This is a genomic window from Streptomyces sp. HNM0575, assembly GCF_012726265.1.
Classification (GTDB): Bacteria; Actinomycetota; Actinomycetes; order Streptomycetales; family Streptomycetaceae; genus Streptomyces.
This window is the reverse complement of the sequence record NZ_JAASAG010000013.1, coordinates 139,058-160,075: the sequence shown is the minus strand read 5'-3', so window position 1 is coordinate 160,075 and position 21,018 is coordinate 139,058. Positions and strand designations below refer to the sequence as shown.

At 72.3% G+C, this 21,018-nt stretch carries 17 protein-coding genes; 12 read left to right on the top strand and 5 right to left on the bottom strand.

Annotated elements, in window-relative coordinates; translation table 11 throughout:
- Nucleotides 1-15 precede the first annotated feature (15 nt).
- Nucleotides 16-738, top strand: coding sequence for a hypothetical protein (locus HCC61_RS31025; protein WP_346777411.1), 723 nt, complete (start codon nucleotides 16-18; stop codon nucleotides 736-738).
- A 73-nt stretch (nucleotides 739-811) separates the two neighbouring features.
- Here the strand turns inward: HCC61_RS31025 and HCC61_RS27195 are convergent, their stop codons facing one another.
- Both HCC61_RS27195 and HCC61_RS27190 read right to left on the bottom strand, forming a co-directional pair.
- Nucleotides 812-2,353, bottom strand: coding sequence for a cryptochrome/photolyase family protein (locus tag HCC61_RS27195; protein WP_169139905.1), 1,542 nt, complete (start codon nucleotides 2,351-2,353; stop codon nucleotides 812-814).
- A gap of 111 nt (nucleotides 2,354-2,464) precedes the next feature.
- Nucleotides 2,465-4,240 (bottom strand): SDR family oxidoreductase, encoded by a 1,776-nt coding sequence (locus tag HCC61_RS27190; RefSeq protein ID WP_346777410.1) that lies wholly within the window; start codon nucleotides 4,238-4,240, stop codon nucleotides 2,465-2,467.
- On the opposite strand from HCC61_RS27190, the gene HCC61_RS31020 reads away from it, so the two are divergent.
- From HCC61_RS31020 to HCC61_RS27150, 9 genes are all read left to right on the top strand, one after another.
- Nucleotides 4,163-4,507, top strand: a complete 345-nt coding sequence (locus HCC61_RS31020; protein WP_240969334.1) for a hypothetical protein — start codon at nucleotides 4,163-4,165, stop codon at nucleotides 4,505-4,507. The genes HCC61_RS27190 and HCC61_RS31020 overlap by 78 nt on opposite strands.
- A 257-nt stretch (nucleotides 4,508-4,764) precedes the next feature.
- Entirely contained in the window at nucleotides 4,765-5,820 is a 1,056-nt protein-coding gene (locus tag HCC61_RS27185) for an ABC transporter ATP-binding protein (protein ID WP_169139963.1), read from the top strand.
- The gene (locus HCC61_RS27180; RefSeq protein ID WP_169139901.1) at nucleotides 5,810-6,751 is read left to right on the top strand and encodes an ABC transporter permease subunit; all 942 of its coding nucleotides are present in this window, start codon (nucleotides 5,810-5,812) and stop codon (nucleotides 6,749-6,751) included. Before HCC61_RS27185 ends, HCC61_RS27180 begins: the two co-directional genes overlap by 11 nt.
- Before the next feature lie 130 nt (nucleotides 6,752-6,881).
- A complete protein-coding gene (locus tag HCC61_RS27175) occupies nucleotides 6,882-7,799 on the top strand; it encodes an ABC transporter ATP-binding protein (RefSeq protein WP_169139899.1) in 918 nt (305 codons plus the stop codon).
- 14 nt (nucleotides 7,800-7,813) lie between these two features.
- The gene (locus HCC61_RS27170) at nucleotides 7,814-8,536 is read left to right on the top strand and encodes an ABC transporter permease subunit (protein ID WP_169139897.1); all 723 of its coding nucleotides are present in this window, start codon (nucleotides 7,814-7,816) and stop codon (nucleotides 8,534-8,536) included.
- 233 nt (nucleotides 8,537-8,769) lie between these two features.
- On the top strand, nucleotides 8,770-9,699 hold the full coding sequence (gene pheA / locus HCC61_RS27165) for a prephenate dehydratase (protein WP_169139895.1): 930 nt from the start codon (nucleotides 8,770-8,772) through the stop codon (nucleotides 9,697-9,699).
- Between the two features lie 606 nt (nucleotides 9,700-10,305).
- A complete protein-coding gene (gene serS / locus HCC61_RS27160) occupies nucleotides 10,306-11,586 on the top strand; it encodes a serine--tRNA ligase (protein WP_169139893.1) in 1,281 nt (426 codons plus the stop codon).
- Nucleotides 11,587-11,660: 74 nt separating this feature from the next.
- Nucleotides 11,661-12,476, top strand: a complete 816-nt coding sequence (locus HCC61_RS27155) for an HAD family hydrolase (RefSeq protein WP_346777409.1) — start codon at nucleotides 11,661-11,663, stop codon at nucleotides 12,474-12,476.
- 301 nt (nucleotides 12,477-12,777) lie between these two features.
- A complete protein-coding gene (locus HCC61_RS27150; RefSeq protein ID WP_169139889.1) occupies nucleotides 12,778-13,470 on the top strand; it encodes a hypothetical protein in 693 nt (230 codons plus the stop codon).
- A gap of 97 nt (nucleotides 13,471-13,567) precedes the next feature.
- Here the strand turns inward: HCC61_RS27150 and HCC61_RS27145 are convergent, their stop codons facing one another.
- Nucleotides 13,568-14,647: a WYL domain-containing protein gene (locus HCC61_RS27145; protein ID WP_169139961.1), complete on the bottom strand. Its 1,080-nt coding sequence runs from the start codon at nucleotides 14,645-14,647 to the stop codon at nucleotides 13,568-13,570.
- A gap of 153 nt (nucleotides 14,648-14,800) precedes the next feature.
- Here HCC61_RS27145 and HCC61_RS27140 point away from each other — a divergent pair, with 153 nt between their 5' ends.
- Both HCC61_RS27140 and HCC61_RS27135 read left to right on the top strand, forming a co-directional pair.
- Nucleotides 14,801-15,550 carry a TIGR03086 family metal-binding protein gene (locus tag HCC61_RS27140; protein ID WP_240969324.1) on the top strand — a complete coding sequence of 250 codons (750 nt, stop codon included), beginning with the start codon at nucleotides 14,801-14,803 and terminating at the stop codon, nucleotides 15,548-15,550.
- Nucleotides 15,543-17,132, top strand: coding sequence for an FAD-dependent oxidoreductase (locus HCC61_RS27135; protein ID WP_206323068.1), 1,590 nt, complete (start codon nucleotides 15,543-15,545; stop codon nucleotides 17,130-17,132). Before HCC61_RS27140 ends, HCC61_RS27135 begins: the two co-directional genes overlap by 8 nt.
- Nucleotides 17,133-17,261: 129 nt before the next feature.
- Here HCC61_RS27135 and efeB read toward each other — a convergent pair whose 3' ends face one another.
- Nucleotides 17,262-18,512, bottom strand: coding sequence for an iron uptake transporter deferrochelatase/peroxidase subunit (gene efeB, locus HCC61_RS27130; protein WP_169139887.1), 1,251 nt, complete (start codon nucleotides 18,510-18,512; stop codon nucleotides 17,262-17,264).
- Nucleotides 18,513-18,759: 247 nt separating this feature from the next.
- Nucleotides 18,760-21,015, bottom strand: a complete 2,256-nt coding sequence (locus HCC61_RS27125) for a copper resistance protein CopC (protein WP_346777407.1) — start codon at nucleotides 21,013-21,015, stop codon at nucleotides 18,760-18,762.
- Between the last annotated feature and the right edge of the window lie 3 nt (nucleotides 21,016-21,018).

The following is a 21,018-nucleotide window of genomic DNA, read 5'->3' as shown; positions in this document are numbered from 1 at the left end:
AGGGACGTGAACTCCGTGGGCATCCTCGACGCGCTACTGGGCCGCAGCAAGCCCGTACGCCCCGACCTCGACCAGCTCTTCGCCCTCCCGGCCGCCGCCGTCACGCTTCAGGCGGGCGCGGACCTCGTGCCGACGGGGCTGGGTTCGGTCTGTTTCGCCAGCGTCGAGGGCGGTGCCTTCAAGCAGTTGCAGCGCGACGTACGGCAGTTGCTGGACGCCGGAGGCGAACGCGGCGGAGTCCCCGTGGAGTTCGGCCAGGACGAGTACGACTACACGTGGCTCGTGGCGCGGCACCGGCCGGAGGGGCTGGGGGAGCTGGTCAACGATCTGCACGCGGTCAACACCCTCCTTGAGGAGAACGGGTTCGGGCCTCAGCTGCTGTGCTCGCTCGTGGGCTTCCGCGCGTCGGCGCCCGCGGCCGGGCCGGGGCCGGACGGCGACGGTGGCCCGGACGGCGACCCGGGGCCGGAGCACGGCACGGGGCAGGACGCGAGGCCGGACGCGGAGCCGGCCACGGAGCCGGCCACGGAGCCGGGGGACGCCGCCGACAGCCGTCCGCTCGCCCTCGTCTACCTCTACAAGCGCGGCACCTTCTACCCGTTCGCCCCGCAGCCCGGCCGGCAGGAGAAGCGCGACAGCGCCGTGGAGTTGCAGATACGGGGACTGCTGACCGACGACCTGCCGATCGAGCCGGATCTGGGCCGCTGGTTCCCCGTGTGGGGAGCCCCCGGGCTGTGAACCGTGGCGCTGTACGCGGGGGCGCTGTACGCGGGCGCTGTACGCGGCGCTCATGTGCTGCCGTCCGCGGCGCTCAGGGACGGCCCCGATGGCGTTCGCGCGCGACGATCTCGTTCAGATCGTCGATGCGGGCGAGGTTCCGCAGCTGCGGCGCCAGGCGCCAATTGCCCGCGAGCCGTTCCTTGTTGCGCGCGAGGAACCACCAGTACCCGGCCGTGTACGGGCACGCGTCGTCGCCGGAGCGCGCGGTCGGCCGGTAGACGCAGTCGTGGCAGAAGTCGCTCATCCTGTTGATGTACGAGCCGCCCGCCGCGTACGGCTTCGTCGTGATCCTTCCGCCGTCCGCGTACTGGGACATCCCGATGACGTTCGTCGCCATCACCCAGGCGTAGCCGTCGACGAAGCAGCGGTGGAACCAGTCGCTGAGCGCGGCCGGGTGCCAGCCGCGCTGGAGGCCGTAGTTGCCCAGCACCATCAGCCGCGGAATGTGGTGCGTCCAGCCCACGTCGCGCACCGAACGCAGCACGTTCGAAAGGCAGTTGGCCTGCACGGCGTCGGCGTCGAGTTCCGCGAACCACTCCGGCGGGCGCCGCCGCGCCCGCAGCGCGTTGCGCCGCGTGTAGGCGGGCCCGAAGTGCCAGTAGGTGTGCCACATGTAGTCGCGCCAGCCGACGATCTGGCGGATGTAGCCCTCCGCGCTGCGCAGTGGCACCTCGCCGTCGCGCCACGCGGTCTCGGCGGCACGTACGCACTCCATCGGGTCCAGCAGCCCGAGATTCATCGCGGCGGACAGCATGCTGTGGCTCATCACCGGGTCGCCGGTCAGCATGGCGTCCTCGTACGGCCCGAACGACGGCAGCCGGTGCCGTACGAAGTCCCGCAGCGCCCTGCGCGCCTCGGCACGGGTGGCGGGGAAGCGGCGCGGGCCGTCGCGGCCCACGAAGGAGAGCTTGCCGCGCCTCTCGGCGGCGTCGAGGTCGGCACGCACCTCGGCATCGATGTCGTCCTCCCGCGGACGGTACGGCGCGGGAAGCGCGAGTCCGCCGTCCGCGGGCGGGGGTTCGCGGTTCTCCCTGTCGAGGTTCCACCGGCCTCCGGCGGGCCGGCCGCCGTCGCGGTCGCCCCGGTCGGCCCGGTCACCGCCGTCCCTTCCGCTGCCGCCGTCGTCGTCCTCCTCCATGAGCGTCCCGGTCAGCCTGCGCGCGACGCGGTAGAAGCTCTCCATCAGCAGCGGACGGTCCCCGCGCCCGGCGGCCCACTCCTCGAAGCGGTCGTGACCGGTGACGAAGCCGCGCGAGGGCAGCACCGTCACTCCGTCCAGCCCTCGTACGAAGCCGTCGGCGGCCCGTGAGGTGGGCCCGCACACGGTCAGCGGCCCGTGCACGCGGGCCAGCGCCTCGCGGTAGGTGTCCGCGCGTACGAACAGGGCCTGCTCGCCCAGCTCCGCGGCCCGGTGGCGCAGAGCCGACAGCACCAGGTGCGCCTTCTGCCGGTGGAAGCGACGGCGCCGCAGCACGGCCCGCGATTCGACGAGCAGCACCGGCTGGTCCCCGCTGTCCAGGAAGTGCGGGCCCAGCTGGTCCGCGAAACACCAACGGCGCTCCGGATCTGCCATCCGTCCACACTGCGGCAGCGCTGCCCGCCGCGCACACGCGGAGGCGTCCGCACGGCGGAGGTCCTGGTCCCCCCCCCCGCGACTAAGGCGTCCGGCCCCGGCCCCGGTCCGTCACAGCCGTGGCTCGATACGGGCGAGACCGCGCAGCGCCCGCGGCGCGACCCGGGAGAGCGCCAGCGCGGCACGGGCCTCGGGCGTCACCGCGACCACGGCCTGGTTGCGTATGACCGCCCGCATGATCGCCGTCGCGACCCTCTCCGGCGGATATCCGCGCAGCCTGTACAGCCGCTCGATCCGCTCCCTGCGGCGCCGCTGCCCCGCCTCGTCGAGGCCCACGAAGCGTGCCGTGCCGGTGATGCCGGTGGTCACCGGGCCGGGGCAGACGGCCGTGACGCCGATGTCACGGCCCGCCAGCTCCGCGCGGAGCGACTCGCTCAGCATCAGCACCGCCGCCTTCGACGTGCCGTACGCGGGCAGCAGCCTGGTCGGCTGATACGCCGCCGCCGACGCCACGTTGACGATGTGCCCGCCCTGCCCCCGCCCGGCCATCCGAGCTCCGAACAGCCGGCAGCCGTGTATGACGCCCCACAGATTGACGTCCAGGGTCCGACGCCAGTCCTCGACGCTCGTGTCGAGGAAGGGGCCCGAGACGCCTATGCCCGCGTTGTTGACGAGCACGTCGACGGTGCCGTGCTCCTCCGCGACCCTGGCGGCCAGCTTCTCCATCTGGTCCTGGTCGCTCACGTCCACGGTCTCCGCCCATGCACGGGGGGCGCCCGCGCGCAGTGCCGAGTCGGCCGTGGCGGCCGCCCGTTCGCCGTCGACGTCCACCGCCACGACCCGGGCACCGGCCGCGGCGAAGGACAGCGCGGTCGCCCGGCCGATGCCGCTGCCCGCGCCCGTGACCAGCACCAGCCGGCCGCCGAAGCGCTCCGCGAAGACCTTGCCGCGCGCCGCGGTCCGCCGACGCGGCTGCCGCCGCCCCTGCTCCGGCTGCTGCCCCGCGCCCGTACGGCCGGACTCCTGGGCGTCGACGAACTCGCCGACCCACGCGGCCAGTTGGTCCGGCCGGGTACGCGGAATCCAGTGCCTGGCGTCGAGCGTCCGCCGTGTCACACCGGGCGCCCACGACTCCACGTCGTCGTAGAGCCGCTCGCTGAGGAAGGCGTCGCGGGTCGGCGTGATCAGCTGGACCGGAACGTGTGCGTGGCAGTCCTCGCGCGGGTGGCGCAGCCTGAAGCGCACGTTGTCCCGGTAGAGCCAGGCTCCGTGCGCGGCGTCACGCGGCAGCGACGCCGTCGGATAGCCGTCGTCCGGGAGCTTTTCGGCGCGGCGCAGCAGCCTCGGCCAGTACCGCGCCAGCGGGCCGCGCCACGCCAGCTCCGGCAGGACGGGGGTGTGCAGCATGTAGACGTACCAGGAGCGGGCGCCCTGACCGGCGGCCTGCGCGAGCCGCCGCGGCGTCGGACGGCTCACCCGCTTCTTGATCCAGTGCCCGAAGTGGTCGAGGGACGGACCGGACATCGAGGTGAGGGAGGCGATCCGGCCCCTGGTCTCCTCGGCCGTGGCGAACTCCCAGCCCTGTACGGATCCCCAGTCGTGCCCCACCACATGGACCGGCCGGTCCGGGGAGACCGCACCGGCGACGGCCAGGAAGTCCTGCGTGAGCTTCTCCAGCGTGAAGCCGCCGCGCAGCGGCCTGGGAGCGGTGGAGCGCCCGCAGCCCCGCACGTCGTAGGCCACCACGTGGAAACGCCCCGACAGCCTTCGCGCGACCTTCGACCAGACCTCCTTGCTGTCCGGATAGCCGTGCACAAGAAGGACGGTGGGCCGCTCGGGATCCCCGAGCTCCGCGACGGACAGCCCGACGCCCTCGGGGGTGCACACCGTCCGCTCACGGGCACCTTCGAGTCCGGCGTCGAGACCTGGATCAAGACCTGGATCAAGACCGGGACCGGGCTTCGGGCCGGGACCCGGATCGAGACCGGGACCGATCGCCCGGCCCCCGGCGCCGCGGCTGCCGCCGCCCCTGCCCTCGTCGTCGTACTGCTCGCTCACTGCGCCCCCCAACTCAGCAACCGGCGGCGCACCGGCCTGCCCGCCCTGTCCGCGTATCCGACGCCGATCGACACCGACCGGCACCGATCAAGGTGACAACGACCGGGCCGCGGGCGTCAACAGGGCTTCCGCGCCTGTGGATACCGGCGGTAAGCGCAAGAAGTCGAGAACCGCCCGGCGGAGGGCCGCGGCTTTGGCACCGACTGCTCCCGACTGGCCCCGTCCTGGTCCCGACTGGCACCACTTGTCCTACGACCCCCTTAAGGGAGCATCACCCTTCGGTACCAGTCGGATCCAGTGCCCTGGGCGGACGTGACACATGCCTGTGAGGCCCTAGCGTCGGGAGGGTGACTGTGATTGCTATCGAAAGCCTCACCAAGCGGTACCCACGGGTGACCGCGCTGGACCGGCTGACCGTGGGCATCACACCGGGTGTTACCGGCCTGGTGGGCGCCAACGGGGCCGGTAAATCGACCCTCATCAAGATCCTGCTCGGGCTCGCTCCCGCGACGGAGGGCGGCGCCGCCGTCCTCGGACTCGACGTCGCGCGCGAGGGCCGGGCGATCCGCGAGCGCGTCGGCTACATGCCCGAGCACGACTGCCTGCCGCCCGACGTCTCGGCCACCGAGTTCGTCGTCCACATGGCGCGCATGTCCGGGCTGCCCTTCACCGCCGCGCGCGAACGCACGGCGGACACCCTGCGCCACGTCGGCCTGTACGAGGAGCGCTACCGCCCCATGGGCGGCTACTCGACGGGCATGAAGCAGCGCGTAAAGCTCGCCCAGGCCCTCGTGCACGACCCGAAGCTCGTGCTGCTCGACGAGCCGACCAACGGCCTCGACCCCGTCGGCCGCGACGAGATGCTCGCCCTGATCCGCCGCGTGTACACGGACTTCGGCATCTCCGTGCTCGTCACCTCCCATCTGCTGGGCGAGTTGGAGCGCACCTGCGACCACGTCGTCGTCATCGACGGCGGCAAGCTGCTGCGCGCCTCCAGCACCGCGGACTTCACCAAGCGCACCCCGTCCCTCGCGGTCGAGGTCACCGACACCGACGCCCACCCGGACGGTGCGGAGGCCCTGCGCTCGGCGCTCGTCGCGGCCGGGCTGTCCGCACAGACCCCAGGTGCCGAGGGAGCGCCCGGCGCCGGACACGTGCTGATGGTCGACGCGACGGACGAGTCGGCGTACGACACCGTCCGCGACACCGTCATCGAACTCGGCCTGGGCCTGGTGCGGATGGAACAGCGCCGCCACCGCATCGCGGAGGTCTTCCAGGCCGGCGGCGACGCCGTCGCCTCGGGCACGGCCGGCACCGGAGACGCAGCCGTCACCGCCCCCGGCGCATCCGCCTCCGCCGCCGACCGCGAACTCCAGCCGCAGAAGGGAGGCAGCGGCGATGTCGCCTGAGCCTCACGCCAGCACGAGCACGCCCGTCGCCACCGCGGGCCGCCCACCGGGGCAGCGCGGCGAGGACGTCATCCACAACATCGGCTACCGCAACTACGACGGCCCCCGGCTGGGCCGCCGCTATGCGCGCACCTCCCTCTTCGAGCAGTCCCTGCGCGGCGCGTACGGCCTCGGCCGCTCGGCCAAGTCCAAGGTGCTGCCGATGCTCCTCTTCGCGGTGATGTGCGTACCGGCCGCGATCGTCGTCGCCGTCACGGTCTTCACCAAGGCCAAGGAGATGCCGGTCGACTACAACCAGTACGTCATCCAGATGCAGCCCGTCATCGGCGTCTTCATCGCCGCCATGGCACCCCAGGCCGTCTCGCTCGACCTGCGCTTCCGCGTCGTACCGCTGTACTTCTCGCGCCCCATCGAGCGCAGCGACTACGTCGGCGCCAAGTACGCGGCGCTCTCGGCCGCCATCTTCGTCTTCACGGGGACGTCGGTCCTGATCCTCTACATCGGGGCGCTGCTGGCGAAGCTCGACTTCGGCGACGAGACCAAGGGCTTCGCGCTCGGACTCGTCTGCTGCCTCGTCTTCGCCGTGCTGCACGGGGGCATCGCGCTCGCCGTGGCCGCCGCGACCCCGCGGCGCGGCTTCGGTGTGGCGGCCATCATCGCGGTGCTGACCATCCCGTACATGCTCGTCAGCGCACTCCAGGCGATCGTGGCCTCGCAGGACAACGCCCCCGCCATCGGCTGGCTCGGTCTGGCGTCGCCCGGTTCGCTCGTCGACGGTCTCCAGAGCAAGCTCCTCGACGGGGAGAACGCCTTCCCGAGGGGCGAGGAGCTGACCTCGATGCAGACCTCGGCCTACGTGCTGCTCACCGTCCTGCTGATCGCGGGCACATACGCGCTCCTGCTGCGCCGCTACCGGAAGGCCGGGCTGTGACCTCCCTTCCCCTCGGGCTCCTCCCCCTCGCTCCTCCCCCGCGCTTCGCGGGGAGGCGCCCCCAGGGGGGACCCCCAGGGCAGAACCCGACGTCGCCCGCCGCCACCCTTGGAAGGAATGGGCCACGCCCATGACGACTCTTCATATCGACCACACGTCCCGCTGGTTCGGGAACGTCGTCGCCGTAAACGACATCACCATGGACATCGGTCCCGGCGTGACGGGCCTGCTCGGGCCGAACGGCGCTGGCAAGTCCACCCTCATCAACATGATGGGCGGCTTCCTGCCGCCCTCGACCGGGAGCGTCACCCTCGACGGGGCGCCGATCTGGCGCAACCAGAACGCGTACAAGGAGATCGGGCTCGTCCCCGAGCGCGAGGGGATGTACGACTTCCTCACCGGCTGGGACTTCGTGCTCGCCAACGCCGAGCTGCACAAGCTGTCCGACCCGGCTGCCGCCGCGCGCGAGGCCCTGGCCACCGTCGAGATGGAGCAGGCGCAGGACCGCAAGATCTCCACGTACAGCAAGGGCATGCGCCAGCGCGTGAAGATGGCGTCCGCCCTGGTGCACGAGCCGTCGGTGCTGCTGCTCGACGAACCGTTCAACGGCATGGACCCCCGGCAGCGCATGCAACTGATGCAGCTGCTGCGGCAGATGGGAGACGCCGGCCGCACCGTGCTCTTCTCCTCGCACATCCTGGAGGAAGTCGAGCAGCTCGCCTCCCACATCGAGGTCGTGGTCGCGGGCAGGCACGCGGCGAGCGGCGACTTCCGCAAGATCCGCCGCCTGATGACGGACCGCCCGCACCGCTACCTCGTGCGCTCCAGCGACGACCGGCGCCTCGCGGCGGCCCTCATCGCCGACGCCTCGACGGCGGGCATCGAACTCGACTGGAACGAGAAGGCCCTCCAGATCCAGGCCATCGACTTCGGCCGGTTCACCGAGGTCCTTCCGCGGCTCGCCCGCGAGCACGGCATCCGGCTCTACACGGTCTCGCCCTCGGACGAGTCCCTGGAGAGCGTCTTCTCGTACCTCGTCGCGGCCTGAAGGGAGCCCTCACGATGTACAACACGACAGTCGCAAGGCTCACCTACCGGGCCCTGCTGGGGCGCCGCCGCGCGCTGCTGCTGTGCGCGCTCCCGCTGCTGCTGCTCGTCGTCGCCGTCGCGGTGCGCCTGCTCGGCGAGGTCGACGACGACATCACCAAGCAGCTGCTGGGCGGCTTCGCGATGGCCACGATCGTCCCGCTCATCGGCGTCGTCGCCGGTACGGGCGCCATCGCACCGGAGATCGACGACGGCTCCGTGGTCTATCTGCTGTCCAAGCCCACCCGGCGCTCCAGCATCGTCGTCACGAAGCTGCTGGTCGCCATCGGCGTGACCGTCGTCTTCTCGGCGGTCCCGACCTTCCTCGCGGGCTACATCCTCAACGGCAACAGCCAGCAGATCGCCGTCGCCTACGCGGTCGCCGCGGCGGCCGCGTCCGTCGCCTACAGCTCGCTGTTCCTGCTGCTGGGCACCGTCTCGCGGCACGCCGTCGTGATCGGCCTGGTGTACGCGCTGATCTGGGAGGCCCTGTTCGGCAGCCTCGTACCGGGCGCGAAGGAGCTGTCCGTACAGCAGTGGGCCCTGACGCTCGCGCAGAAGGTCGGCGGCAGCGGCGCCGGCATCACCTCCGAGGTGGGCATGACGACGGGCGTGACGCTGCTGGCCGTCGCCACCATCGGCGGCGCCTGGTACGCGAGCCGCAAGCTGCGCACCTTCACGCTCGCCGGCGAGGAGTGACGGGCACGGCACACCGGCGCACGCGTCCGGGAGCCGAGGGCGGGGGCCGCGGTCGAGCAGACCGCAGCCCCCGCCCTCATGCGTACGGGCATCGGGCCTTGCGTACGCGCCTTGCGTATGGACCCTGCGTATGGACCTTGCATACGGGCCTGCGGGCGAGCCGGAGGAACAGCCTCCGCCCGCAAGGTGAGACGCCGGAAGCCTCCCGTCACGGGCGCCGCTAACGTGTCCTCATGTCACCAGCGAGCCGCTACGCCTACCTCGGCCCCGAAGGAACCTTCACCGAGGCCGCCCTGCGCACCCTCCCCGAAGCCGCCACCCGCGACCTGATTCCGATGGTCTCGGTGCCCACCGCCCTGGACGCCGTACGGAGCGGAGAGGCCGCGGCGGCCCTCGTACCCATCGAGAACTCCGTCGAGGGCGGCGTCACCGCGACGCTCGACGAGCTGGCGAGCGGCACTCCGCTGACCATCTACCGCGAGGTGCTGCTGCCCATCGCCTTCGCGCTGCTGGCCCGCCCCGGCACCCCGCTGGAGGGCGTCAAGACGGTGACGGGCCATCCCGTCGCGCAGCCCCAGGTGCGCCGCTGGCTCGCGGAGCACATCCCGCACGCGCTGTGGGAGTCCGCCGCGTCCAACGCCGACGGTGCCCGGCTGGTGCAGGAGGGCCGTTATGACGCGGCCTTCGCGGGCGAGTTCGCCGCCGACACGTACGGCCTGGAGCCGCTCGTTACGGACATCCACGACGCGGACGACGCCGTCACCCGCTTCGTACTGGTGGGGCGTCCGGCGCGGCCCGCGGCGCCGACCGGCTCGGACAAGACCTCGGTGGTCTTCTGGCTGCGCGACGACCACCCGGGCGCGCTGCTGGAGGTGCTCCAGGAGTTCGCGTCGCGCGGCGTGAACATGATGCGCATCGAGTCCCGGCCCACCGGAGAGGGGATCGGCCGCTACTGCTTCTCGGTGGACTGCGAGGGCCACTTGCAGGACCGCCGGGTGGGCGACGTGCTGATGGGCCTGAAGCGCGCGTGCGAGCAGGTGCGCTATCTCGGCTCGTATCCGCGTGCGGACGGCGGGCACGCGACGGCGCGGCCCGGCACGACGGACGCGGAGTTCGTGGAGGCGGCCGACTGGCTGACGCGCTGCCTGGACGGGCGGGGCTGAACGGGAGCCGAAGACCGGGTCCTGACGGGAGGCCGTGCGGCGGATGTGACGGCGCTCGTCCGGGCTGTGACCGGCCCGTACCAGGTCTTCGGGCTCCCGGGGCGGAGGCGGGGAAGGCGGTTCTCCCCACCCTCCGAAAGTTATCCACAGGCGGTCCTGGGTGCTGTGTACAACTGCCTTGCCCACCACGGGTGTTATCGACAAAACGGCATGCAGACCTCAAAGGCTTCGGAACGCGTTCCGTCCGGTTTCGTCACGGGGATCCCTCTCGGTCACTCATCGGTGTGACTCAACCCCCCTCGAACGAGGACTTGCTACAGGTTTGCGAGGAAATTTCCCGGGTGGGCGGGATTCCCGGGAACGATCTCCTCCACAATCCACAGCCTCGCCCGAGGGCCTGTGGATAACGTTTCGAGGGTTGATCCGGGCTGTGGATAAGTACGTGGACAACCCCTCGGTTTCCATGCCCCGGCTCTCAACTCCCGGACCCGGCACGGCTGGTGAGAGCCCCCGCGCGGAACTCTCCGAAACGCCGTGCCGGCAGGGCCCCGCACGCCGCCGCGGTACTCGTTAGAGCCGGAGTGATCGCACCGGTACCCTGACGGGGTGATTGACCTCCGACTGCTCCGCGACGATCCAGAACGAGTCCGCGAATCCCAGCGCGCACGCGGAGAGGACGTCGGCATCGTCGACGCCCTGCTCTCCGCCGACGAACGGCGAAGGGCGTCCAGCGTCCGGTTCGACGAACTGCGCTCCGAGCAGAAGCAGCTCGGCAAGCTGATCCCCAAGGCCGAGGGCGACGAGAAGGCCGGACTGCTGAAGAGGGCCGGCGAACTGTCCGCCGCCGTGAAGGCCGCCGACGCCGAGCAGGGCGAGGCCGCCGAGGAGACCCAGCGCCTGCTGCGCCTGCTCGGCAACGTCGTGTACCCCGACGTCCCGGTCGGCGGCGAGGAGGACTTCACCGTCCGCGAGACCATCGGCTCGCCCCGCGACTTCGCCGCCGAGGGCTTCGAGCCGAAGGACCACCTGGAGCTCGGCCAGCTCCTCGCCGCGATCGACGTCGAGCGCGGCGCCAAGGTCTCCGGCTCGCGCTTCTACTACCTCACCGGCGTCGGCGCCCTGCTGGAGCTGGCTCTGGTCAACGCCGCGATCGCCCGGGCCACCGAGGCGGGCTTCACGCCCATGCTGACGCCGGCGCTGGTGAAGCCGCAGGCCATGGAGGGCACGGGCTTCCTCGGCCAGGCCGCGCAGGACGTCTACCACCTGGAGAAGGACGACTTCTATCTGGTGGGCACCTCCGAAGTCCCGCTCGCCGGCTACCACATGGACGAGATCATCGACGCCTCCCGGCTGCCGCTGCGCTACGCCGCCTTCTCGCCCTGCTTCCGGCGCGAGGCCGGCTCGTACGGCAAGGACACACGCGGGATCTTCCGGGTCCATCAGTTCGACAAGGTCGAGATGTTCTCTTACGTCGCCCCCGAGGACTCCGAGGCCGAGCATCTGCGCCTGCTGGAGTGGGAGAAGCAGTGGCTGACGGCTCTGGAGCTGCCGTTCCAGGTGATCGACGTGGCGACGGGCGACCTCGGCTCGTCCGCGGCGCGCAAGTACGACTGCGAGGCGTGGATCCCCACGCAGAGCAAGTACCGCGAGGTGACGTCGACTTCGGACTGCACCGAGTTCCAGTCCCGGAGGCTGTCGATCCGGATGCGGGACGGCAAGAACGTACGGCCGCTGGCGACGCTCAACGGCACGCTGTGCGCGGTGCCGCGCACCATCGTCGCGCTGCTGGAGAACCACCAGCAGGCGGACGGTTCGGTGCGGGTGCCGGAGATGCTGCGTCCGTATCTGGGCGGGCGGGAGCGCCTGGAGCCGGCGGCCGGGAAGTGACGGGCGAAGCCGAGGGGACGGGGACGGGCGAGGCCGTGGCGAACAGGGCGGTCGAACCCGGGGAGCGCGGAGAGGTGCCGGGCCCCGGCCGTTTCCCGTACCGCCTGATCGCCACCGACCTCGACGGCACGCTGCTGCGCGACGACGCGACGGTCTCCGGCCGTACGCGTGCCGCGCTCGACGCGGCGTGCGCGCGGGGCGCCGCGCACATCGTGGTCACGGGCCGCGCGGTGCCGTGGACCAGGCACATCCTGGACGGTCTGGGCCATCGGGGCCTGGCCGTCTGCGGCCAGGGCGCGCAGGTCTACGACGCGGGCGCCGGGCGCCTGTTGACGTCGGTGACGCTGGACCGGCGGCTGGCGCAGCTCGCCGTCGCCAAGATCGAGGCGGAGACGGGCCCGCTGGTGCTGGCGGCCTCGCAGGACGGCCTCGAAGGCGAAGTGCTGATCGGTCCCGGCTACCGCGAGCAGGGCAAGGGCCTCCCGGCGGTGCGGTGCACCGATGTGGAGCAGCTGTGGTCGGCGCCGCTGAACAAGCTGTACCTCCAGCATCCCGCCCTGGGCGACGACGAGTTGGCGAAGGCGGCACGCTCCGCGGCCGGCGATCTGGTGGGCATCACGATGGCGGGCGAGAACCTGGTCGAGATGCTTCCGCCCGGGCTGAGCAAGGCGAAGGGCCTGGCCATCGCCGCGCGGCGGCTGGGCGTGACGGCACGGGAGGCGATCGCGTTCGGTGACATGCCGAACGACGTCCCCATGCTCGGCTGGGCGGCACACGGCGTGGCGATGGCCGGCGCCCACCCCGAACTCCTCGCCGTCGCCGACGAGATCACGGCCTCCAACGAGTCGGACGGCATCGCACTCGTCCTGGAGCGCCTGCTCGCGGACTGAGGGCGCGCGGCCGTTTCCGGCCCGGGCGGTCCCGTATGTGCGTACGGGATACGGCAATCGGATCGAGAGAAGCCGTGACCGTAGGACTATCCGCTCGTTTGGCCCAGTGCGCGGAGACGACTGGAGTGCGTGGCGACGAGGGTGCGTGAAGTGGTGGTAGCCGGTTCTTGCCGGTAGTGCAGTACGTGGAATACATGAGCTGATCTCCGCTCCTGGCTCCTGGATACGGACACCCACACCGAAGCCCTGGGTGATCGGGCTTCCGTCGTGATGTCCGTACGACCCCAGGAGGGGTTTCTTCGTGTACACCGAATCCGTGCTGCTGGAATCGCGCACCGCGCGTTCAGGCGTGAGCCACAGGGTCGAAGTCCTCGACAAGGTGAAGGCGTTGGCGCTGTCGGCCGACGGCGTCCATGCGACGACGCGGGACGTGGCCGAGTACTTCGAGGTGGGCGAGTCGGTTGTGAACAACCTGCTGGGCCGCCACCGTCAGGAGCTGCGGTCCAACGGCCTGCGCGTTCTGAAAGGCGCTGAGCTGCGGGAATTTGTAAACCTCAAAACGAGGTTCACAAGCGGGAACGCAAATAGTTATCCACAGACGCAGCGGCACCTCGCTGTCTACACCCGCCGCACCATCCTCAACGTCGCGATGCTGCTGCGGGACAGCGAGATCGCGCGGCGCGTGCGCTCCTATCTGCTCGACGTCGAGGCGAGTACGAGGACCACCGCGGTTCCCGCGGAGACCGCGCGGTACGAGTCCCTCGACCGCCGGGTGTCGGACCTCGAAACCGCGGTGTCCCATATCGGCCCCGTACTCCAGGAGTTGGGGCCGGTGATCGGGCGGATGTCGGTGCGGCTGGAGCGGATGGACCGGCGGCTGGAGGAGATGGACCGCAGGCTGGTCAACACCGAGCGTGTCGTGGGGGCGATGAGCCAGCGGATGGCGCAGTGGGCTCCGGACCGCGAGGCGGACGACGAGGCGGTCGACGGCTGACCGCTGAACTGCCGGATCCCGGCGGCCCGGTGCGGTTCCCGGTTGCCGACTCGGCTGACGGACCGGGCACTTCGCCCGGCCCGGCGGCCCGGGCCGTCTACTCGGCCGCTTCCGCCGGTCCGCAGTAGAGGGACGTGATGGATGCGGCGGCGCGCGTCAACTCGGCGCGCGCCGCCGCCGGTTCGAGGACCTCCACGTCCGCGCCGAATTGGAGCAGCTGGCAGGCGGCGCGCAGTACCGGGTAGGCGAGGTCGAGGGCGACCCAGTCGTCGCCCTCGCCCTCACCCGGGCCGTCCGCCGGGACCGCCTCGTCCACCGGGACCGCCTCGTCCACCGGGACTGCCTCGTCCGCCGGGCCCGGGCCGTCCGCCGGGGCCGGTGCCGCTTCCTCCGCGTCCAGTACGAACGGACCCACGATGCGCCGGAACATCTCCAGGCGCCGGCGCCTGACCCGCACCTTGAGCCGTACGTTCGCGGGCCGCTCCTCGACCTTGCGGCGCAACGCCTCCCAGGCGTCGGCCAGTTCGACGCCGTCCCTGCGCCGCACGGGCGCCTCCGTCACCGTCGCCGCCTGGATGCGGTCCGCGCGGAACAGCTGCGCACGGGCCCGCCGGTCCGCGACGAGGTACCAGGTGCCGGCCTTCGCGACGAGCCCGTACGGATCGACGGTGTACCGGTGCGTGGCCGTCTCGCCGCCGTGCCGGTAGCGGATGCGCAGCCGCCGGTCGGTGAAGACCGCGGTGTTGAGCACGTCGAGGTCGACCGAGGGCCGCGGCCGGGCCAGCCAGCGGTCGGGGTCGACGAGGATGCGGCGGCTGGTGAGTTCGGCCGCTGGCCGGTGCGGTGCGGGCAGGGCGGCCATCACCTTGCGCAGGGCCGAGCCGAGTGCGCCGTCCAGGCCGAGAGCGGAGTGGGCTCCCTGCGCCGCGAGTACGAACAGGGCGCGTGACTCGTCGGACGTGAGCCCGGTGACGTCCGTACGGAATCCCGCGAGGAGCGAGATGCCGCCGTGCCGGCCGCGCTCGGCGTAGACGGGGACGCCGGCGGTGGAGAGGGACTCCACGTCGCGGTAGATGGTGCGTGTGGAGACTTCGAGGCGCCGGGCGAGCTCGTCGGCTGGTACGCGGCCGCGCGTCTGGAGCAGCAGGAGGATCGAGAGCAGGCGGTCCGACTTCACGTCCGCCAGCATGCCGTAAACCTGACGGCAGGTGTCAGGAAATGCGGGGAGGGTCTCCCCGTCCGCGGGCGGCGACCAGCCGCGTCACCGGACTTCACCGCACTTCACCGACCGTCTGCCCGGCCGTCGCCGGGCCTGCGAGGAGCCGCCGTCATGAACGCCGACATGTCCACCGCCGCATCCACAGCTGAGTCCACCACCGCATCCACCGCATCCGCCGCGGGACTCGCACCCGACCCTTCGGCCACCGACCCCCGCCCGCTCTGGGCCCCCGCTTCCGCCCAGATGGCCAGGCTCTTCGACGCGGTGCGCCCCGGGCGGCTCGAAGACCCCACGCCCTGCGCCGAGTTCGACGTCGGCGCTCTGCTCAGCCATGTCGTCGGCGGTACGTTGCGCGTCGCCCGCGTCGGAGAGGGCGGCGGCCCGGGCGAGGCGGACCCGGACGCGAGGGTCGACTCGGGGGTCTCCGGCGTGCCGGAGGAGGGCTGGTGCGAGCCGTATGCGCGGGCGTGCGAGCGGTTCTCGGCGGCGTGGGCCGACGACTCGAAGCTCGACGCCCTGGTCACGGTGCCCTGGGGCACGATGCCGGGCCGCTTCGCGCTCGCGGGCAGCGTGATGGAGGCGACGGCCCACTCGTGGGACCTGGCGCAGGCGCTCGGACGGCAGGATCTGCTCGATCCCGGGCTGGCGGGCTTCGCGCTGGCGGTGGCCCGCCGCGCGGTGCCGGAGGAGCGCGGCGAGGGCGTGCCGTTCGGGCCTGCGCTCAGCGCACCCGAAGACGCGGACGACTACGGCAAGTTGGCGGCCTGGCTCGGCCGCGGCTGGGACCCGGCCACGGCCACCGGCGGGCCGGGATCGCGGACGGCCCGCATGGGCGGGGCGCCGGAGCGGGACCGTGGCTGACGCCGCGCGGGCCGCCCGGGTCGCCGGGCCCGCGGGCGAGGCCGCCCCCTTCCCGCCCGTACGCGTGAGCGGTCCCGTACTGCGGCCCGGGGACGAGCAGTTCGCCGGCGAGGTGGGCGGCTTCCAGGCGGGCTACCGGCACCGGCCCGATCTGATCGTCTGCACCACGGACGCCGCCGACGTCTCTGCGGCGGTGCGGCACGCCGCCGGGCACGGTCTGCCGCTCGCGGTGCAGGCGACCGGGCACGGGCTGTCGCTGCCGCTCCCCGGCGGCGTGCTGATCAGCACGCGGCGCATGTCGGAGGTCCGCGTCGATCCCGGTGCCCGTACGGCGTGGATCGGAGCGGGCGTCCGCTGGGGCCGCGTCGTCGAGCAGGCCGCCCGGTACGGGCTCGCGCCGCTGAGCGGTTCCGGGCCCGGTGTCGGAGCCGTCTCGTACACGCTGAACGGCGGAGTCGGCCTGCTCGCCCGCGAGTTCGGCTATGCGGCAGACGATGTGCGCGCCGCCGAGCTCGTCACCGCCGACGGTCGCGTACGGCACGTCACCGCGGACGGTGAACCGGAGCTGTTCTGGGCGTTGCGCGGCGGAGGCGGCGGATTCGGCGTGGTGACGGGGCTGGAGATCGGGCTGGTGCCCGTCGAGCGTTTCTACGGCGGCCAGTTGGTCTTCGACGGCGCGGGCGGTGCGGCCGGGGAGGTGCTGGAGGCGTGGCGCGAGTGGACGGCGACGGTGCCGGAACGGCTGACCTCGTCGGTCACGGTGATGCGCCGGCCCGATCTGCCGGCGCTTCCGGAGCGGCTGCGCGGCCGGTACACGGCGCAGGTGCAGATCGCCTTCGACGGCACCGAGGAGGAGGGCGCCCGCTTGGTCGCGCCGCTGCGCTCGGCCGGGCCGCGGATCTCGGAGACGCTGCGGACCATGCCGTACACCGAGTGCGCGAGCGTCTACAGCGAACCGGACCGGCCCCACCCGTACCAGGGCGGGAACGTGCTGCTCGGCGAACGGCTGCCGGACCGGGCGGCGCTGCGTTCCGTGCTGGAGCTGACCGGGCCGCGGGCTCCGGCGATGACCGTCCTGAACCTGCGGCACATGGGCGGTGCGCTGTCGCGGGAGCCCGTGGTGCCCGACGCCGTGGGCGGCCGGGACGCGGGCTGGCTGATGGTGGTGCTGTCCGTGCCCGAGGACGGTGACGAGGGTGGGGACGACGGCAGGGACGAGGGCGAGGACGACGGTGGGGACGGGGCCGTGTCCGAGGGCCGGAGCGGGGGCGACGCCGAGGGGGACGGCACCGGGCCCGCCGGGCAGGACCGGCTGCGTATGCATCAGGAGCGGGTGTTCGACGCGGTCGCGCCGTGGACGGTGGGCTCGAACCTCAACTTCCGGTACGGGCGTTCCGCCGGAACGGAGCCCGGCGCGGCGCGGGGCACGTACCCGCCGGGCGACCTGCGGCGGCTCGCGGAGCTGAAGTCGTCGGTGGATCCGCTGAACCTGTTCCGCTTCCAGCCCGGCCGCTTCCAGCCGGGTCGCTTTCAGCCGGGCCGCCTCCAGCCGGGCCGGCCGTACGGGGCGGAGCGCCCGTAGCGTCGGCGGCGAATCGGGCCGAAGCCACGCGGACGAGGGCCGCCGAATACAGAGCAGCGCGCCGGGACGACAACCCTGGACAGGCCGTCCCGGCGCGCTGCGGTCATCCCGCACCGGCGTCCCTCGCGGTCAGCCCTCCAGCAGCGCCTGCCCCACGTACTCGCCCTCGGACGGCCCGCCCGGCACGGCGAACAGCCCGCTGGCCTCGTGCCGGATGAAGCGCGACAGCGCGTCGCCGCGGTCGAGCTTCCGCTGCACCGGTACGAATCCGCGCAGCGGGTCCGCCTGCCACGCGATGAAGAGCAGCCCCGCGTCCGGCGCACCGTCGTCGCGGAACCCGTCGTGGTACGAGAAGGGCCGCCGCAGCATGGCGGAACCGCCGTTCGTCGCGGGGGCGGTGACGCGTACGTGGGCGTCGGCGGCGACGGCGGGGGAGCCGTCGGCGTCCCTCTTGTCGAGGTCGGGGTCGGTGTCCTCGCTGCCGCCCGAGAGCGGGGCGCCGTCGGACTTGCGGCGGCCGATGACCTTCTCCTGCTTCTTAAGCGACAGCTCGTCCCAGTCGTCCAGCAGCATGCGGATGCGTCGTACGACCGCGTACGAGCCGTCCGCCATCCACGCGGGCGACGAGGACGACGGCACGAAGATGCGTCTGTCGAAGTCGTCCTCGGAGGGCTTGGGGTTGTTGGTGCCGTCGACCTGGCCCATGAGGTTGCGCATGGTCATGGGCCGGCGGGTGGCCCCGGGGGTGCGGGTGAAGCCGTTCATCTGCCAGCGCAGCCGTGCCGTGCCGGCGGCCTGGCGCTGGATCTCGCGCAGCGCGTCGAAGGCGACGAGTCCGTCGTTGGAGCCGATCTGCACCCACAGGTCGCCGTTGGAGCGCTTCTTGTCGAGGGCGTCGCCGGAGAACTCGGGGAGCGGGGCCAGTTCGTCGGGGCGCTGCTTCTCAAGTCCCGTACGGGAGAAGAAGGAACGGCCGAAGCCGAAGGTGACGGTCAGGGAGCAGGGCCCGGCGTCCAGGGCGGCACCGGTGGTGTCCGCGGTCGGCTCGTTCGCCATCAGTTCGCGCGCCGCGCGCGACCAGCGCTTCAGAAGCGCCGCCGCCTTCTTGCGGCTCGCCCCGGATACGAGGTCGAAGGCGAGCAGATGGCCGAAGGCCTGCAACGGCGTGGTGATGCCGGCCTGGTGCTTCCCGTGGAAGGGCACCCGCGTCGAGCCGACGGACGTCAGCGGCGTGGGTGCCTTGCGGTCGCCACGGGCGGCGGCCTGCGCGACCGCACCGCCCGTGGCGCCGACGGCCAGACCGGTGGCGCCCGCCGCTCCGACCGTGCTGACGAGGCGGCGGCGGGAGACGCCCTGGGGTTCGTGGTCGTGCTGAGTCATGGCTGCTTCCTGGCGTGGTCCGGCATGGTCGGGGCGGCACGGCACCCGAGGCCGCGTCCGTGTCCGTCTCCGTGATCCGTGTCCGTACGTGCTCTTGATCGTGCTTGCCTGCGCGCTCGTACGCGGGCCTCGGGTACGTGCTGTTCAGCTATATCTCCCGGAGCGCCACGGTATTCAACTGAATGATCCATCCGAGGCTCGTGCGGGGCTGGGACCTCGGCGCCCCGCACGCCGCCCGCCGTCCCGGTCACTCGATCTCGACCGTCTTGCTCTCGGTGACCTGGTCGATGTCCGACGTACGGATGGTGACGGACGCCTTCCACCGCCCGGCCGCCGGCAGCTGAACCGTCTCCGAACGCCAGCGCCCCTTCGCCTTGTTGATCCTCTCGAACTTCACGGAGAACGGGCCCAGATCCTGCTCGGGAAGCGTGAGCGAGGCCTTGACCTCTTCGGTCGGCAGCTGCTTGCCGTCCGGTCCCTCGGTCATGACCCGCAGCGAGTTCCCGCCGGACTGGCCGGGCGTGATCCACAGCACGGCAGTGCCCTTGCCGTGTGAGCCGCCCGTGTCGAACGGGATCTTCTGCTCGATCGTGCTGCCCTTGCGGGTCTGTCCGGTGCCGGTCGCGGTGCTCTTCCCGGCCGCGGTCAGCTCTTCCGTACGTCCCGGCTCCGTGCCGGTGAGGGCGGTCGCCACGATGAGCAGCACCGCCGCTACGGCGGCCTCGGCGAGCACCGAGCGCCGCAGACCGGCCCGCTCGGGGTCGGCCTCGCGGGCCTTGCGGCGCTGCTCGCGGGCCATCGCGGCACGCTGGCGGGCGAGTTGGGCCGCGCGGACGGTCTTGCCGGACGCGTTGTCCGGGTCGGCCGCGTCGCCTGCGTTGTCGGTGTCGCCTGCGTTGTCCGTCTCGTGCGTGTCGCCCGTGCCGCCCAGGTCGGTCTTGGCGGTCTTGCCGGTACGGGTGGTCGTGACGGCCGCGCCCGCGGAGGCGGTTCCCTTCGCCAACGCGCCCACGGCCGCGGGCACTTCCTCCCGTACGCCGGTGCCGGCGTCCGCACGGGAACCGGCCGCGGAGTCCTCCTCCGCACCGGCCTCCTGACGCGCCTCCCCGAGCCGCGCCGTCCACTGCCGGGAGACGGACGCGAGGCCGATGAGCACGACGACAAGCCCCACCTTCGCGAGCAGCAGCCGCCCGTACGACGTACCGACGAGCGCGCTGAGCGTGCCGACCTGCCGCCACGACTGGTACAGCCCGGTCACCGCCAGCACCAGCACGCTGCCGAAGGCGAGGCGCGAGAAGCGCCGCACCACCTCGCGCGACGGCGAGGGACCCCAGTGGAGCACGGTCAGGAGCGAGGCCAGCCCGCCGAGCCAGGCGGCCACCGCCAGCAGGTGGACGATGTCGACCGGCATGGCCACCTGCGGCTGGAGTCCCGTGGAGGCGTGCTCGGAGAGCGCCCACGTCGCGGCGAGGCCGACAGCCACCACGCCGCCGCCGAGGACCAGTCCCAGCGTGACGTCGTGTCGGCCGCGTTCCTCCTCGTCCCCGGGCCGCTCCCCCGGCTCTCCTTCGCCCTCGTCCCCCTGGCCCTTCGCCGGTTCGTCGTTCTCCCGGCCGTTCTCCCGGCCGCTCTTCTCCCGGCCGTCTTCCTCGCCCGTCTCCTCCGTACCCACGTCCTGGCGACCGCCGTACGAGCCGAAGAGCACCGCGACGATCACCGCCGCCGTCCCGAGCAGCAGCAGCCGTGCGGCCAGCGCGGCGCCCGGCTTCGAACCGAGGGAGTCGCGCAGCCCGCCGAGGTCGAACACCTCGCTCAACTGCCCCGTGCCCGTATAGGAGTTGCGCAGCAGCAGCATCAGCAGGGTCGCGGCCGTGAGCGTCAGCCAGCCCGCGACCACCAGCCGCTGAAGGCGCCCCACCGCACCGCCCGGCGGGCGGCACACCAGGACGAAGGCGCCGCCGCCCACCAGCAGCACGAAGCCCGCGTACGCCGCGTAACGCGCCACCTGATAGAGCGCGCCCACCGGGCCGCCGCCCGTCCCCTGGCTCGCGTCCGCGACGTTCGCCGAGGTCTGCGACGTATGCCCGACCGAGAAGGTGAACGCCCCGGCCACGGGATGGCTGTCGGCCGACACCGCCTTCCACGCGACCGTGTACGTGCCCTCGGGCCCGTCCGGCTTGACCCCCACGGCACGGGTGTTCTCCTTGCCGGGGACCTCGCGGACCTTGCCGGTGTCGAGCCGCTTGCCGTTCGGGCCGAGCACGCGTATCGAACCGTCCGACATCGAGACCCCCTCGGAGAAGGTCACGGTGACCTGCTTCGGCGGGCTCTTCACCACCCGGCCCTCCGCCGGGCTGCTGTCGGTCTGCACTGCGTGCGCAGCGGCCGGTACGGCGGTGCCCAGCACGGTGAGCAGCGCGCACAGCGCGGCGCCGAGCAGCGCGAGTACGGGCCGCGCGGGCGTGACACGCCGCCCCGCGGTACGCCTGGTGGTGAGCGGCACGGG